16 protein-coding genes and 1 riboswitch are annotated in these 15,497 nt (G+C 71.9%); of the genes, 5 read left to right on the top strand and 11 right to left on the bottom strand.

The window, feature by feature from the left end; all coding sequences use genetic code 11:
* The 3 genes from N553_RS0105480 to N553_RS0105470 all read left to right on the top strand — a co-directional run bounded on the left by N553_RS0105480 (nt 1) and on the right by N553_RS0105470 (nt 1,670).
* Entirely contained in the window at nt 1–237 is a 237-nt protein-coding gene (locus N553_RS0105480) for a hypothetical protein (RefSeq protein ID WP_028045688.1), read from the top strand.
* Between the two features lie 453 nt (nt 238–690).
* Nucleotides 691–765: riboswitch (cyclic di-GMP riboswitch) on the top strand.
* 16 nt (nt 766–781) lie between these two features.
* Entirely contained in the window at nt 782–931 is a 150-nt protein-coding gene (locus N553_RS24980; protein WP_156043706.1) for a hypothetical protein, read from the top strand.
* A 355-nt stretch (nt 932–1,286) separates the two neighbouring features.
* Complete coding sequence (locus N553_RS0105470) at nt 1,287–1,670, top strand: SHOCT domain-containing protein (RefSeq protein WP_028045687.1); 384 nt, start codon at nt 1,287–1,289, stop codon at nt 1,668–1,670.
* 97 nt (nt 1,671–1,767) lie between these two features.
* Here the strand turns inward: N553_RS0105470 and N553_RS0105465 are convergent, their stop codons facing one another.
* The gene (locus tag N553_RS0105465; protein WP_028045686.1) at nt 1,768–4,314 is read right to left on the bottom strand and encodes a lysylphosphatidylglycerol synthase transmembrane domain-containing protein; all 2,547 of its coding nucleotides are present in this window, start codon (nt 4,312–4,314) and stop codon (nt 1,768–1,770) included.
* A 175-nt stretch (nt 4,315–4,489) separates the two neighbouring features.
* Here N553_RS0105465 and N553_RS21280 point away from each other — a divergent pair, with 175 nt between their 5' ends.
* Nucleotides 4,490–5,083, top strand: a complete 594-nt coding sequence (locus N553_RS21280; protein WP_051639849.1) for an HdeD family acid-resistance protein — start codon at nt 4,490–4,492, stop codon at nt 5,081–5,083.
* On the opposite strand, the gene N553_RS21275 is transcribed toward N553_RS21280, so the two are convergent.
* Genes N553_RS21275 through N553_RS0105440 form a run of 4 tightly spaced genes read right to left on the bottom strand, consistent with a single transcriptional unit; the run spans nt 5,080 to nt 9,016 of the window.
* Nucleotides 5,080–5,949 (bottom strand): CPBP family intramembrane glutamic endopeptidase, encoded by an 870-nt coding sequence (locus tag N553_RS21275; RefSeq protein WP_081844373.1) that lies wholly within the window; start codon nt 5,947–5,949, stop codon nt 5,080–5,082. The genes N553_RS21280 and N553_RS21275 overlap by 4 nt on opposite strands.
* A gap of 58 nt (nt 5,950–6,007) precedes the next feature.
* Nucleotides 6,008–8,431 carry a heavy metal translocating P-type ATPase gene (locus tag N553_RS0105450; RefSeq protein ID WP_081844467.1) on the bottom strand — a complete coding sequence of 808 codons (2,424 nt, stop codon included), beginning with the start codon at nt 8,429–8,431 and terminating at the stop codon, nt 6,008–6,010.
* Between the two features lie 47 nt (nt 8,432–8,478).
* A complete protein-coding gene (locus N553_RS0105445; protein ID WP_028045684.1) occupies nt 8,479–8,712 on the bottom strand; it encodes a heavy-metal-associated domain-containing protein in 234 nt (77 codons plus the stop codon).
* 22 nt (nt 8,713–8,734) lie between these two features.
* Complete coding sequence (locus N553_RS0105440; protein ID WP_028045683.1) at nt 8,735–9,016, bottom strand: metal-sensitive transcriptional regulator; 282 nt, start codon at nt 9,014–9,016, stop codon at nt 8,735–8,737.
* A 93-nt stretch (nt 9,017–9,109) separates the two neighbouring features.
* Between N553_RS0105440 and N553_RS0105435 the strand changes: the two genes are divergently transcribed.
* Entirely contained in the window at nt 9,110–9,568 is a 459-nt protein-coding gene (locus tag N553_RS0105435) for an Rrf2 family transcriptional regulator (protein ID WP_028045682.1), read from the top strand.
* Nucleotides 9,569–9,598: 30 nt separating this feature from the next.
* On the opposite strand, the gene N553_RS0105430 is transcribed toward N553_RS0105435, so the two are convergent.
* From N553_RS0105430 to N553_RS0105405, 6 genes are all read right to left on the bottom strand, one after another.
* The gene (locus tag N553_RS0105430; RefSeq protein ID WP_028045681.1) at nt 9,599–9,949 is read right to left on the bottom strand and encodes a hypothetical protein; all 351 of its coding nucleotides are present in this window, start codon (nt 9,947–9,949) and stop codon (nt 9,599–9,601) included.
* The gene (hemL, locus tag N553_RS0105425) at nt 9,946–11,289 is read right to left on the bottom strand and encodes a glutamate-1-semialdehyde 2,1-aminomutase (RefSeq protein ID WP_051639848.1); all 1,344 of its coding nucleotides are present in this window, start codon (nt 11,287–11,289) and stop codon (nt 9,946–9,948) included. Before hemL ends, N553_RS0105430 begins: the two co-directional genes overlap by 4 nt.
* A complete protein-coding gene (gene hemB / locus N553_RS0105420; protein ID WP_028045679.1) occupies nt 11,289–12,272 on the bottom strand; it encodes a porphobilinogen synthase in 984 nt (327 codons plus the stop codon). The genes hemL and hemB overlap by 1 nt, the downstream gene beginning before the upstream one ends.
* Complete coding sequence (locus N553_RS21270; protein ID WP_051639847.1) at nt 12,269–13,060, bottom strand: uroporphyrinogen-III synthase; 792 nt, start codon at nt 13,058–13,060, stop codon at nt 12,269–12,271. Before N553_RS21270 ends, hemB begins: the two co-directional genes overlap by 4 nt.
* Complete coding sequence (gene hemC, locus N553_RS0105410) at nt 13,057–13,977, bottom strand: hydroxymethylbilane synthase (protein ID WP_028045678.1); 921 nt, start codon at nt 13,975–13,977, stop codon at nt 13,057–13,059. The genes N553_RS21270 and hemC overlap by 4 nt, the downstream gene beginning before the upstream one ends.
* 175 nt (nt 13,978–14,152) lie before the next feature.
* A complete protein-coding gene (locus tag N553_RS0105405) occupies nt 14,153–15,496 on the bottom strand; it encodes an NAD(P)/FAD-dependent oxidoreductase (protein ID WP_028045677.1) in 1,344 nt (447 codons plus the stop codon).
* Between the last annotated feature and the right edge of the window lies 1 nt (nt 15,497).

The following is a 15,497-nucleotide window of genomic DNA, read 5'->3' as shown; positions in this document are numbered from 1 at the left end:
ATGGTCGCGCTGACGTACGACGTGCGCACGGTGCGCATCCCCGTCCCCCGAGTCGTCCTCGGTGCCGGCCGCGAACGGCTGCGCCGTGTGCCTCGACCCGCCCTGCGCCGACCCGCCCTGCGCCGTCCAGACTGGGCCTGGACGGAGCTCGAGGCCGCGGAGCTCGAGGCCGCCGAGCGCCGACGCATGACCCATCGCGACACGGCCCTCGCCACGCGCGCGGGCGCCGGCTTCTGAAGCGGACACGAATGCACTCGGTGCGTGCCGCCCGCCCGGCCGCAGGTGCACCACGACCTGTTCTGGGGTGCCGCACCTGTCTCAGGGGCCGTCCGACGAGGGACCGCATCCCGGTCGTCTCGGGCAGCATCACCGGGTGGGCGTTCACTCCAACGGGCCGGTCTCACCACCCGGGACGGCGAGTCAGCCAACCGCATTCGTGCAGGTCAGAGGCTTAGCGGTACACCGGCGCCTATCCCGGCGTCCGTGCCGGCGACCCCACAAGGTGCTGCGTCTCACACCCGCGGGTCCGTCTGGTGAGATGGTCGACCGTCCGGATTGCACCGGGTGAGGCCAGGACGACCCTCGCGCAGCGGTCCAGATACCGCCACACGAGTGAAATGGCCGAGTGTCCGAACGTGGTCGGGTCCGATCGCTTCCGTCCCGGACATCTGTCGTCTAATGTCGGACTTGTCAGCGAAAAGGCAAACCCTCTGCAAGGAGGGGACGCAAAGCCACGGGACCTTCAGGGTCAGCCGGGCTACCGAACAGTCAGGACAGTCACATGGACCAGCGTGGTTACTCAGTCGACCCGTCCGAGGCATCGCTCCCCATCAAGCTTCCCGCCACCCGCGTGCAGGCCTGGGCCGGACTCGCCGCCCGCGGCAACGCGATGGACCTGATCCCGGCGCAGCGCGAGCACGCCACCGCCTGATCACCGCAGCTTCGCCCGAGGCCCCTGGTCGACATCGACCGGGGGTCTTGCCATGTCCGGAGGCGGCACGTCGACATGTCCGGACGCGGCACGTCGGCATGTCCGGACGCGGCACGTCGGCATGTCCGGACGCGGCACGTCGGCATGTCCGGACGCGGGTCCCGGAAGCGTTGACGTCGGCCCGTGATGTCCCGCCCCCGCAGCCATCGGACCCGTCACTGCAGGCCGGGGCGCCGACCGTTTGATTGCCCATGCGTACTAATTGTGTCGCTCTCGTGCAGATTTTGAGTTTTGTCGGTTAGCCTCAGGCAGCGGACCGGCCACTCGGGGCTGGTCCAGGTGGAGAGAGGGTCGCATGAACAACTTTTCGCAGTGGTTGTGGCTGATGATCTGGTGGTTCCTGTTCGTCGTCTACCTGATCATCCTGTTCCAGATCATCGGGGACCTCTTCCGCGACCACGCCCTCAGCGGCTGGTGGAAGGCCGTCTGGATGATCGGCCTGATCTTCCTGCCGTTCCTGGTGGCGCTGATCTACATCATCGCCCGCGGTCGGAGCATGGCAGAGCGGCAGGTCAAGCAGGTCCAGGAGGCACAGGCCAACACGGACAGCTACATCCGGTCGGTCGCCGGATCGGGGAAGTCTCCCGCCGAGCACATCACCGACGCCAAGGCACTCCTCGACGCCGGCACGATCTCGCAGACCGAGTTCGAGGCACTCAAGGCCAAGGCGCTCGCCTGACCGTCAGCTCGACTCAGTAAGTCTCCGGGCCGGTACGCATGTCGTACCGGCCCGGAGGTCTGTCCGGGCGGCGCGAGCGAGCGTCCCGCTCGGGAGCTCAGAGCTCGCCCCGCTTCTGCAGGTACTGCATGGCCACCCATCCGATGGGGATGCGCAACCAGTAGGTCACGACGCGGAACACGATGGCGACGGACGTCGCGATACCGGCGTTCATGCCGGTGATGCTCGCGAGCGCCGTCGCGAGTCCCAGCTCGATCGTGCCCATGCCGCCGGGGGTGGGGATCAGCGCGCCGGCGGTGTTGCCGGCGAGGTAGACCAGGGCGACCTGGATCAGGGTGGCGTGCTGCCCGAAGGCCTCCATCGAGGCGTAGAACGCGAAGATGAACCCGAGCGTCATGATCAGGTTGCCCGCGAGCGCCAGGGCCAGCCGCCACGGCTGACCGACGACCTCGATGAGCCGCGGCCACGTCTGCCGCAGCGTCGGAAGGGTCTTTGCGAGCACCCACTGCCTGACGCGCGGGATCAGCAGCGACATGGCGACGAGACCGGCGACGATGCCGATCACGATGAGCACCACGGGCGAGATCGGCAGGGCCGACTCCTTGTTCCCGGACACGAGCGTCAGGACGAGAAGCAGCCCGAGCGTCACGATGAGCTGGCTGACCTGGACGAGCGCGACGGTCGCGGCCGAGAGGCTGGCGGTGACCCCCCGCTTGGTCAGCATCCGCAGGTTGAGCGCGGCTGGGCCGAGCCCGGCAGGGGCTGCGAGGGCGACGAAGGCCGCGGCGGTCTGGACCAGGATCGTCGTCCACAGCCGGAGCTTGACGGGCGAGAACGCGACGAACGCGAGAGCGGCACCGACGAGCGTGAGCATGCCCAGCGCGAACGCGAGCGCCGTCCAGCGCGAGTCGCTCTGCGACAGGGCCAGTGAGATCTCGTCGATGTTGATGGACGTGATGACGAACAGCACGGCCACGATCGGGACGACGACGGTCAGCACGGTCCGGGCGCCGAACCTCACGAGCTGCTGCGGTTCCACGTCCGCCTCGGGCAGCCTGGCGATCAGGGCCGTCCGCAGCTCGGTGAGGACCTGCTTGTGCGCGCGCATCTCGTCGCGGGTGAGGCGCGGCAGCGTGATCGTCTGGAGCAGCGGACCGATCGCGCCGATGTCGTGGTCCGGCAGCACGTCGGCTGCCGATCCGACCGCTCGGGCGGCTCCGACCCGCAGGGCCAGGAGCGCGACGAGCTGGGTGACGTCCATGCGCCGGGCCAGCTCGGACGACGCCACGTCGCCGAGCTCCCAGCTGGTGATCCACACGACCGGTCGGCCGACGATGTCCTCGACGAGGATGACGTCGCTGGTCAGTGCGCGGTGCGCGATCCCGGCCTCGTGCGCAAGGTGCAGCTGGGCCCAGATCTCCGCGAGCAGCTCGTCGGTGAACGCCTCGGGCGGCAGCTCGGCCAGCGGCACCGCACGCCCGGGCCGCTCCTGGACCAGCAGCATCGAGTCCTCGGACTCGGCCATGCTCAGCAGCTTGGGGGTGCGCACGCCGGACGCTCGCGCGGCGTAGGCGAGGAGGGCGGCGCGCTCGGACGCCTGCCGCAGGGAGACGACAGAACGTCCCTCGATCCCTCGCATCCGCAGGCTCCGCCACAGTCGCGTGAGCATGCCGACCACCTGCCGGTCACCGTCGATCACGACGAGGTCGAGGTCGTCGCCGGCGTCGGTGGTGAGGGCGTACACGCGGTCGCGGGTCGATCGGGTCAGGGCACGCGCAGCGGGGTCGGTACCGAGGTCCGGCACCGAGGCCTTGGAGTCGGCCGCCTCGGCGTCGGTGGTCGGGTCGGCGACGCGCACGAGGCGCACCGGCTCGAAGCCGGCCCGCCGGACCCCGGACACGAGGCTCTCGCCGTAGGCGCGCTCCGAGAGGACCCCGGACAGGTACCGCACCCCCAGGCCGGCGACGCGGCCGACGAGGAACGAGACCATGAGGCCCGGAAGTGAGACTCCCGCGGTGATCAGCAGCACGCCCGTCGCGACCCAGAGCAGGTTCCACGACCACTTCACGGTCCGCCGACGTGCGCGAGGTCCGACGACGGTGAGCAGCCCGACGAGCATCGCGAGGTAGCCAGGCAGCGTCACCAGCCACTCGCCGTCGGACCGGATCGACAGACCGACCGCAAGCGCGTCCGGCGCGAGGTGCTCCACCGCGTACCGCACGATCTCGTTGAGCAGCACTGCGACGAGCGCCGCAAGCAGGCCCTCGAGCAGCTGCCGTCCCAGTCGCCGGAAGGCGAGCTCGGTGATCACGGCCAGCGGGACGACGAGGGTCACGAAGCCCTCGAGCACCTGGACGGGCACGAAGAGGATCTGGGACAGGAGCGTCGCGAAGCCCTGGACGTCCTCGGCGACCCCGGTCGTGGTGTTGTGCGCGTACGTCGCCAGGGCCATGACCAGGACGATCGCGAGTCCCGACAGGATCGTGCCGAGAAGGTCGCTCGGGTGGTGCACGCGCGCAGTCGGGATGTCGATGACCTCGACGGGGGTGCGTGCCGGGGCAGCGACGTCGACAGGTGCCTCGTCGACGCCCGCGGCGGCAGGATCGACGGCCGCCGCGCGACTTGCGGACGGCGTCGCGGACATAGGGGCGAGTCTAGGCAGCCGGACCCCGTTGGCCAGGTCCTGACGCCGTCCGCACCGGCGGAACGTCTGCTCTGACCTGGGATCGCACGCCCGAAGGCGGGAATTGTCGGGAACGTTCCACTAGCGTGGCGCACGAGCCAGCGCACGGGCGCTGCCGCTCCGACTGGAGGCCCCGATGTCCAACCCGTCTGCCGCCGAGACCGCCGCCGCCATCAAGCGCATCTGGTGGGTGCCCGTCGTGCGCGGCGTGTTCCTGCTGATCCTCGGCGGGATCATGCTTGCCAACCCGCTGTGGTCCGTCACCGCGCTCGTCTGGATCTTCGGGATCTTCGCGGTGATCGACGGGATCGTGGCGATCGCCGAGTGGTTCAGCAACCGCAGAGAGGCGGGTGCGGGGTGGTGGCTGCTCGCCGGCGTGGTCAGCCTGGTGATCGGTCTGGTTGCCGTGTTCTGGACCGAGAAGACGGCCACCTTCATCTTCTGGTTGATCGCGATCTGGATCCTGCTCGTGGGGATCCTGCAGATCATCGGGGCGGTCGCGCGCTACCGCGCGAGGGACGCGGCGTGGATGTGGCTGCTCGCGTCCGGTCTCGTGTCGTTCCTCATCGGCCTGCTGCTCATCACGCACCCCCAGACGTCCGTCAAGGTCGTCGTGGTGATCCTGGGTCTGTTCGCGTTCGTCGCGGGCGTGCTGCTGGTGGTCGGCGGGTTTGCAGCGAAGAACGCGGCCAACCAGGTCAGCGCGCAGGGCAAGATCATCGAGGCCTAGGTGAAGTGCAGCGCCGCCAGCCAGGCGGCGGGTACCAAGGAGTAGCCGACGAACACGACCGTGTCCATGATCGTGTGCGCGACGACCAACGGCATGACCCGCCGCCTGCGCGTGTAGTAGAACGCGAACAGCACGCCCATGATCGCGTTGCCGACGAAGCCGCCCCAGCCCTGGTACAGGTGGTAGGAGCCGCGCAGCAGGGCGCTCGCTGCGATGATCAACGGCACCTTCCAGCGCAGCTCGCGGAGCCGCTCCATGAGGTAGCCGACGACGATGACCTCCTCCAGGAGGGCGTTCTGGACCGCCGCGAACAGCAGGACGGGGACGGTCCACCAGGCGGCGTTCAGTGCGGCGGGGTGCACCTCGGTGTTCACCCCGGCGGCGAGCGCGACCGCGTACAGGGCGAGCCCGGGGATGCCGATGCACGCCGCCAGCGCGACGCCCACCCCGAGGTCCCTCAGGGGACGTGTGAACGTCAGCCCGATGCGTCGCACCGCCGAGCGACCGTTGGCAGACAGCAGGTACAAGGCGAGCGCGACCGGGATGAGCGCGAAGCCGATCTGCAGCAGCTGGTACGTCAGGTCCAGCCAGGGGCGCGCCGAACGGCTCGGGTTCAGCGTGGTGACCTGCGACGACAACGACTCCTGGCGCGTCGCCTTGTCGATGATGGCGACGAGTGCGTAGATCCCCGACCGGCCCAGCGAGAGGCCGAGGACGATCCAGATCTCGGTGGTTAGGCGTCGGCGGTAGGCCTTCTCGCTGACCGGGGGTGGTGCGAGCAGCGTGCCGGGGGAGGAACCGAACGCTTCACGGTCGTCCTCGCGGGCGGCGGGGGGCGGCCCCGGGGGCGTCGACGGCGCTGTCATGGTCCGAGGGTAGGACCGGTCCCTGGACGTCCGCTGGGTGGGCGCTGGACGGTCGGGCTCACCGGAACGAGCGCAGCCGCAGTGAGTTGCCGACCACCAGCACCGAGGAGAACGCCATCGCTGCCCCCGCGATCATCGGGTTCAGCAGCCCGAGCGCGGCCAGCGGGATCGCCGCGACGTTGTACGCGAACGCCCAGAACAGGTTCTGCTTGATGACCCGCAGCGTCCTGCGTGAGAGCCGGATGGCGTCCCCGGCAGCGCGCAGGTCACCACGCACGAGCGTCACGTCGGACGCCTCGATCGCCACGTCCGTTCCCGTCCCCATGGCCAACCCGAGGTCGGCGGTGGCGAGCGCGGCTGCGTCGTTGACCCCGTCACCGACCATCGCGACGCGAGCGCCCCGCTCCTGGAGCCGCGCGACGACCTCGACCTTGTCGGCCGGGAGCACCTGCGCGTAGACGTCGGACTCGTCGATACCGACCGCACGCGCGGCGGTCAGGGCCGCCCCCCGGCTGTCGCCCGTGAGCAGCACCGGTCGCAGTCCGAGAGCCCGGAGCTCCGCGACGGCCTGAGCGGACGTCCGCTTGACCGGGTCGCGCAGGATCAGGAGCCCGCGCGCGGTTCCGTCCCACGCGACCATGACCGCGGTGGCGCCGTCGGCCTCCGCGACGTCGAACGGCTGCCGCCAGTCCGTCGTCGTGACCCCCTGGGCTTCCAGCCACGTCGGCTTTCCGACGAGCACGCGCCGGCCCAGCCCGACACCGGAGTGGGCGACGCGGACGACGCCGGAGACGCCGTGCCCGGCCTCCGCCCGGAACTCGAGCACCTGGTCGGACCCGATGACCACACCGTCGGCACCGGTCTCGCCGGTCGGGTGGGTGACGGCCGACGCGATCGCGCGACCGATCGGGTGCTCGGCCAGCTGCTCGACCGCGGCCGCGTAGCGCAGCACGTCGTCGCCGCCGAGGACCTCCACCAGGCTCATGCGACCTTCGGTCACCGTGCCGGTCTTGTCGAGCACCACCGTGTCCACGGTGCGCGTCTGCTCGAGAACCTCCGGGCCCTTGATGAGGATGCCCAGCTGCGCACCGCGACCGGTGCCGACCAGCAGTGCGGTCGGCGTCGCGAGCCCGAGGGCGCACGGGCAGGCGATGATCAGGACGGCGACGGCCGCGGTGAAGGCGGCCTGCGTGCTGGAGCCGCTCAGGAGCCAGAGGGTCAGGGTGGCGAACGCGAGGACGAGCACGACCGGCACGAACACGGCGGAGATACGGTCGGCCAGCCGCTGGACCGGAGCCTTGCCCGTCTGCGCGGCGGCGACCAGGCGGCCGATCTGCGACAGGCGGGTCTCCTCACCGATGCGAGTGGCCCGGACCACGAGTGCGCCGGAGCTGTTGATCGTCGCGCCCGTCACCTCGTCGCCGGGGCCGACGTCCACCGGCAGGGGCTCGCCCGTGAGCAGGCTGGTGTCGAGCGCGGACGTGCCGCGAACCACGACGCCGTCGGTGGCGACCTTCTCGCCCGGCCGCACGACGAACTCGTCACCCACCGCGAGGCGTCCGATCGGCACACGCTGCTCGGCTCCGCCGACGAGCAGCGCGACGTCCTTGGCCCCGAGGTCGAGCAGTGCGCGCAGTGCGTCACCGGCCCGTCGCCGCGAGCGGTGCTCGGCGTACCGGCCGGCCAGCAGGAACGTGGTGACCACGGCCGCGACCTCGAAGTAGAGCTCGGGGACGGCCATCTGCGTCTCGGCGGCAGGCCACAGGGACGGTGTCATGGTGAGCCCGAGCTCGCCGGCGCCCCCCAGCAGCAGCGCCCAGAGCGACCAGCCGGTCGCGGCGATGATGCCGATCGAGACGAGCGTGTCCATGGTCGACGCCCGGTGCCGGGCGGCCCGTGCTGCGGCTCGGTGGAACGGCCAGGCGGCCCAGGTGGCGACGGGCAGCGCGAGGGCTGCGACGACCCACTGCCAGCCGGTGAGCTGGAGCGCCGGGATCATCGAGAGCATCAGCACCGGCACGGTCAGGACCGTGGACACCCGCAGGCGTCGGCGCAGGTCGGTACCGCGCGCGTCGGTCGGGGCGGACGTGTCCTCGTCGGGGTCCATGTCGTGGCCCGGCGCCATCGAGTGCCCGGAGAGCGCGTGCTCGGTGGAGCTCATGTGGTGGCCGGGTCCGGACATCTCGTGTCCCGACATCCCGGGGTCCGTGGGGCCATGCCCGCGGGCGTCGAGCGTGGGGGCGGCCGGCGCGTGCTCGGCGTCCGCCGGGCGGGCCGGCGCGGAGGTGCGCGTGACGGTCGCGTCGTAGCCCGCCGAGCGGACGGCGGCGACGAGCGCCTCGGCGTCAGGAGTGTCGGCGCTCTCGTCGGAGAGGTCGATCCGGACGTGCGCGGACTCCAGCGGGAGGTTCACGGTGGCCTCGACGCCGGCGAGGCGGTTGAGCTTCTTCTCGACGCGGGCGACGCAGGACGCGCAGGTCATGCCCTCGATCGCGAGGTCGACGGTGCGTTCGACGGTGTGCTCGGTCGTCACAGCAGGGACCGCCTGGGCGTGACGGCGTACCCCGCCTCGACGACGGCCTCGTTCACGGCGGCGTCGGACAGGGGTGCATCCGACGTGACGGAGACGGTCGACGAGCCGCCGACGGTCAGCTGAACGGCGACATCCTGCACGCCGGGCAGTGCGGACAGCTCCGAGGTGACGGCGGAGACGCAGTGGCCGCAGGTCATGCCGTCGACGCCGAACGTTGTGGTGGTGCTCATGGTCTGGCTCCTTGGGGGATTGCTAGGAACGGACGAGACGCGCGATGGCGTCGGAGGCCTCGCGGACCTTGGCCGCGCCCTCCTCGGGGGACTGTCGTGCGGCGTCGACGACGCAGTGCGCGAGGTGGTCCTCGACCAGTCCGATCGAGACGGCCTGCAGCGCCTTGGTCACGGCCGCGATCTGGGTGAGGACGTCGATGCAGTACACGTCCTCGTCGACCATCCGAGCGATGCCGCGGACCTGGCCCTCGACGCGTCGCAGGCGCTTGAGGTAGTCGTCCTTGGCGTCGGTGTACCCGTGCATCGGTGTCTCCTGTGGGTGAAGGTTGCTCATCGCTGACAACGACGATACCCCTAGGGGGTATTCCCGACCCGGTCAGGCGGCACAATCAACTCCATGCGGGTCTCAGCGAAGGCGGACTATGCCGTGCGTGCGTGCGCCGAGCTCGCGGCGTCCCCGCAGGGCGACCCGGTGCGTGCCGACGACCTGGCGGTCGGGCAGCAGCTGCCTGTCGCGTTCCTGGAGCGGATCCTCGGTGACCTGCGCCGCGGCGACGTCGTGGTCTCGGTGCGGGGGCGTTCGGGCGGCTACCGGCTCGCGCGCCCAGCGGAAGAGATCACGCTCGCCGACATCATCCGAGCCGTCGACGGCCCGCTGGTCACCGTCCGTGACGAGCGCCCGACCGCCATGGAGTACGAGGGTTCGGCGCAGGCGCTGCTCGAGGTCTGGGTCGCGCTGCGCGTGAGCGTCCGCGACGTCCTGGATCGGGTGACCCTCGCGGGGCTGGTCTCGGGCGAGCTCCCGCCGACCGTCCACGAGCTCGCAGCCCGCCACGACGCCTGGGTCAACCCGTAGGGCGATGCCACGGGCGGCCGTCCTCGGGTGTCAGACGGGCGGGGCCGCGTTGCGCCACTGGTCGTAGATCGGCACGCTGATCAGCACGAGCCAGCCGAGGAAGACCAGGCCGGCGACAATCCTGCAGCGCCACCGGCTGCGGCTCCACGGCACCGCGACGAACGGTGCCGCGACGAGCGTCGCGGCGATCAGCAGCAAGAGAGGCACCGCCTCACGACCGCCGTCGCTGACCCCGAATCCGCCGCCCGAGCAGCCGCTGATCCCGCAGAGTATGAACGACGCCATGAACAGCGGAACGACCGACAGCCCCACGGCCACCGGGACGGACCACAGGAGGTGGAGCCACGCCCGGGAGCGCGGCGGGTCGACGACCGAGGTCACGGAGCCGTGGCGCTCGCGGCGGCTCGGACTGCGGCCGGGAAGGCGCTGACCACGCGGTCGAGGGCTGCGTCGTCGTGCGCGGCCGAGACGAACCAGGCCTCGAACGGCGACGGCGGTGCGTAGACGCCGGACTCCAGCAGCGAGTGGAAGAACGGCGCGTACCGCCACGACTCGGTGGCCAGCACGGCGGCGTAGTCGCGGGCACCCTCGCGGGCGGAGTCGGCCCCGAAGAACGTGCTGAACAGGTTGCCGCCCCACTGGATGGTGTGCGGCAGGCCCTCGCGCGCGAGCGCGCTGCTGAGCTCGCTGCGCAGGTGTGCGGCGACCGCGTCGACGTGGGCGTACACGTCCTTGTCGGCCAGCCGCAGCGTCGCGAGGCCCGCGGCAGTGGCCACCGGGTTCCCGGACAGCGTGCCGGCCTGGTAGACGGGTCCGACCGGGGCGAGCTGTGCCATGACGTCGCGCCGACCACCGACCGCAGCGACGGGCAGGCCGCCGCCGATGACCTTGCCGAACGTGTACAGGTCCGCGGACCAGCCCTCACGCAGACCCTCGAGCCCCCACCAGCCGGAGTACCCGACCCGGAAACCGGTGAGCACCTCGTCCTGGATGAGGAGCGCTCCGTTGGCGATGGTCAGGCGACGCAGCGCGGCGTTGAACCCGGGCAGCGGCGGGACGACGCCCATGTTCGCGGGCGACGCCTCGGTGATCACCGCGGCGACACGGTCACCGAAGGAGGCGAACGCGGCCTCGACGGCGGCGACGTCGTTGTACGGGAGCACGATCGTCTCGGCGGCGACCGCGGCGGAGACGCCGGCCGAGTCGGGCAGGCCGAGGGTCGCGACGCCCGAGCCGGCCGAGGCCAGCAGCGCGTCGACGTGCCCGTGGTAGTGCCCGGCGAACTTGATGACCAGGTCGCGACCCGTGAAGGCGCGCGCCAGGCGCAGCGCGGTCATGGTCGCCTCGGTGCCGGTCGAGACCAGCCGGACCTTCTCGGCCGGGGGCACCCGGTACCGGATCTCGTCGACGAGCTCGACCTCGGTGACGGTCGGTGCACCGAAGCTCAGACCGCGTCCTGCGGCCTCACGCACCGCGTCGACCACGGCGGGGTGCGCGTGGCCCAGGAGGGCCGGACCCCAGGAGCCGACCAGGTCGACGTACTCGTTGCCGTCGACGTCCGTGACGTACGCGCCCCGGGCCGAGGTGAGGAACAGGGGCGTCCCACCGACGTTGCCGAATGCGCGCACCGGCGAGTTCACCCCGCCGGGGATGACGGCCTGCGCGCGCTGGAAGGCCGCGGCGCTCGTCGTCAGGTCCGGGGTGGTGGTGTGGACACTCATCAGATCTCCTCTGCCAGCCATCCGGCCAGCTCTGTCGCAGAGTACGTAAGCACGTGATCGGCACCTGCGCGCCGGATGCTGAGCACAGACTCAAGGATCGCCCGTCTGCGCTCGATCCACCCCCGTTCGGCGGCAGCCTCGATCATGGCGTACTCGCCCGACACCTGGTAAGCCGCGACCGGGACGGAGCTCACGGCGGCCACGTCCGCGAGGATGTCCAGGTACGCCAGCGCGGGCTTGACCATCACGACGTCGGCACCCTCGGCGATGTCGATGGTCACCTCGCGGACGGCTTCGCGACGGTTCGCGGGGTCCATCTGGTACGTCCGCCGGTCGCCCTCGAGCTGGGACTCGACCGCGTCCCGGAAGGGACCGTAGAACGCCGAGGCGTACTTGGCCGCGTACGCCAGCACCGCGACGTCGTCGCGCCCCGCCCCGTCCAGTGCGTCCCGCACGTGACCGACCTGGCCGTCCATCATCCCGGACAGGCCCACCATGTGGGCGCCGGCAGCCGCCTGGGCGAGGGCCATGTCGGCGTAGCGCACCAGCGTGGCGTCGTTGTCGACGGCACCCGAAGGGGTGAGCACGCCGCAGTGGCCGTGGTCGGTGAACTCGTCGAGGCACAGGTCGGCCTGCACGACGAGCGCGTCGCCCACCTCGGCGACCGTGTCCGCGATGGCGACGTTGAGGATCCCCGCCGGGTCGGTGGCCTGGGAGCCGACCGCGTCACGCACGGCCGGGACCGCGAAGAGCATCACGCCGCCCAGTCCCGCACCCGCGGCCTCGGCGACAGCCTTGCGCAGCGAGTCGCGCGTGTGCTGGTAGACGCCCGGCATGGACGCGATCGGGTGCGGCTCGGTCAGCCCTTCCTTGACGAACACGGGAAGGACGAGCTGCGAGGGGTGCAGACGGATCTCGGCGGTGAGGCGACGCAGGGCGGGGGTGGAGCGCAGGCGGCGGGGGCGGATGCGCCGGTCGGTCACGGAAGCTCCTCGGGGCTGGGGATCTGCTCGGGCATCGCTGTGTTCGCCGCCTTGGCCAGCGCATCGACGAGCCCGGTCATCGTCTGCTCGGTGGCCACGCCGGCGAGCGGCAGGCCGAGGCGCGCGGCCTCTGCGGCGGTCGTGGGGCCGATGCCGACCAGGAGCGTGCTGGTGGGCGGCGGGCCGAGCTGCGTGTTGAGCTCGCGGACGGTGCTGGCCGAGGTCAGCAGGGCGCCACGGATCGTCCCCTCCACCCACGCCTCGCGGACCTCGGCCGACACGGCGTCAGCCGAGACGGTGCGGTACGCGACCACGTCGTCGACCTGCCAGCCGCGGGCGCGCAGACCGTCGGCGAGCGTCGGGGCGGCGAGGTCGCCACGGGGGAACAGGACACGCGGTCGTGGCCCGGGCGGCGGGAACCCGTCCACCAGGGAGCGTGCGGTCGCCTCGCCCAGCGGCACGAGGTCCACGTGGACCCCCGCCTCGCGCAGGGCGCGGGCGGTTCCCGGTCCGACGGCGGCGACCCGCGCGTCGGTCAGGTGCAGCCCGCGCTCGACCAGGATCGGTACGGCGGCGGAGCTCGTCACGACCAGCCAGGAGTACCAGCCGGCCTCCAGCGCGAGCAGCGCGTCGTCGAGCGGTGTGAGGTCGGCGGGCGGGACGGTCTCGATCAGCGGGACGACGACGGCCTCGGCCCCGGCGGCCGCGAGCGCGACGACTGCCGGGCTGCGTCCCGCGGTGGGCCGGGGGACCAGGACGCGCCAGCCGGTCAGCGGCAGCGGGGTCATCGCAGACCCGCCAGGTCCGCGGCCCCGTGCTCGAGGAGCTCGTCGGCGAGCGCGGACCCGAGGTGGCGCGCGTCGTCCTCGCTGTCCACCCGGACGGACGCGCCGCGCCTGAGGGTGGCCGAACCATCCGGGCGGGCCACGACCGCGTCGAGTCGCAGGTTCTCGCCGTTGAGCACGGCCCACGCGCCGATCGGTGCGGCGCATCCGGCCTCCAGCCGCTCGAGGAGCGCGCGCTCGGCGACGACCGCGAGGCGCGTCGGGCGGTGGTCGAGGGCGCGGAGGGCATCCGCAAGGGGTCCCGAGACGCCCTCCCGGACCTCGATCGCGAGCGCGCCCTGGCCGGGCGCGGGCGCCATGACGTCGGTGCCGAAGGCCTCGGTGACGGCGTCCAGGCGTCCTAGTCGCGCGAGGCCGGCGCGTGCGAGCACCACCGCGTCGAGGTCGGCGGCGATGCGACCGAGCCGGGTGTCGACGTTCCCCCGGATGTCGACGACGTCCAGGTCCGGGCGGGCGGCGAGCAGCTGAGCCTTGCGGCGGGGTGATCCCGTGCCGACCCGTGCGCCCGGTGGGAGGTCGGAGAGCTTGAGCCCGTCGCGCGCGCACAGGGCGTCGGCCGGGTCCTCACGGACGGGTACGGCGCCGATCACCAGGCCGTCGGCATCGCCCGTCGGCAGGTCCTTGAGCGAGTGGACGGCCACGTCACAGCGACCCTCGAGGAGCGCGTCGCGCAGCGCGGCGACGAACAGCCCGGTGCCTCCGAGGGTCGCTAGCGAACCCGTCAGACGGTCTCCGTCGGTCCGGATGTGGACGGTCTCGATCGTGAGGTCGCCGAGTCGGGCGAGGGCGTCGGCGACGTGACCTGTCTGGGTCACGGCCAGCGCGCTCGCTCGCGTCCCGACCACTACGTGCGCAGGCATGGCGACCAGTCTCCCCCTCCGCGGAGGGGATGTCGAAGTGTTGTTGAGGCAGCCCGGCGTTGTAGTGACAACTTGTCAGAACAATGCGCGGAAAATGTGGTCCACGACATTCTTGCCGGGGTTGCGGACGCGTTGTCAGAAAATGCGCGAGGAATACGTGACGGATAACACCTGCTCAGACGAGGGAACGGGCCGCCGCCTGCGCGTCCGGCACGACGGACGCGAGCCCGTTGCCGGCCACCCACGCGCCGCAGACAGCGAGGCCAGGGAGCTCCGCGACAGCGGACCTGACCGCCGACACGACCACGCCATGCGCCGCGCTCGGGCGGGGCAGCGCCTGCGTCCAGCGCACCGTCGCTTGACCTCGCAGGTGGCCCTCGTCCAGGGTGACGCCCAGCAGCCGGGACGCGTCGCGGAGCGCCTGAGCGACGTCGGGCTCGGCCTCGGCGGCACCTGCACGCCCGTACGAGAGGCGCACGACGTGCGTGCTCGGTCCCGCCTCCCGCGCCAGCCACGCCCACTTGGCGGTGCCGTGCGTGAGGGCCTTGGCGACGACGTCCGAGGCCTGCGGTGCCACCAGCACACCCGTCCCGCGTGGCGCGCGGTCCAGCGCGGGTGCCTGCAGGACCAGCGTGACGAGCGTGACCTCGGCGCCGGGGTCGGGCGAACCCGTGGTGAGACCGAGGATCTCCGGCGCTCGCGGCGTGGCCAGAACGAGCCGGGGCGCCGACTCGGGCGCCGACTCGGGTGTCGTGCCTGTGGGCTTTGTGCCGGCCTCGACGGTCCAGCTGTCGCCTGAGCGCCGCGCAGAGGTCACCTTGCTCCTCGTGCGCACCTCACCCCCGTGCGCCTCCAGGTCAGCGACGAGCGCCTCGACGAGCAGGTGCATGCCTCCGTCGATGCCCTGCACGGCGCTCCCGGCCGGCGCCGACGCGCGCATCGAGCCGACCGCACGTGCGAGCGACCCGCGGTTGCGCGCGGCCGACAGTCCCGGGGCGACCGCGTCGACGGACAGGTCGTCCGGGTCGGCCGCGTGCACGCCGCCGACGATGGGCCGCACCAGCCGGTCGAGCACGCGGCTTCCCATGCGCCGACGCACCAGGGCGCCGAGCGTCTCCGGGTCGTCGGACGGCGGCATCACGAGGTCGAGCGAGGCGCGCAGCGCGCCCAGGACACCGAGGGTGCGCCGGGTGGACCAGGGCTGCGACGGGATGCCGAGCAGCCCTGTGCGCGGCAGCGGCCCGTCCCCGGACTCCAGGTGGACCCACGAGCCGACGGGCTGGGGGATCTCCAGACGCAGGCCCAGGTCGTCGGCGAGCGCGGCGACGACCCCTCCGCGGGTGGCGAACGACTCGGCGCCCGCATCGAGCCGCAGACCGGCGACCGTGTGCCCGCGAACCGCACCGCCGGCCTCGTCGCGCTCCTCGAGGACGAGGGTGCGCAGGCCCTGGGCGGTCAGCGTGCGAGCAGCGACCAGACCGGCGACGCCACCGCCGACGACGATCGCGTCCCAGGCCACC

Source organism: Cellulomonas sp. URHE0023 (assembly GCF_000688475.1).
In the GTDB taxonomy this organism is placed as follows: domain Bacteria; phylum Actinomycetota; class Actinomycetes; order Actinomycetales; family Cellulomonadaceae; genus Cellulomonas.
Note: the sequence above shows the minus strand (reverse complement) of the source record. Positions and strands in the feature narration are given on the sequence as shown.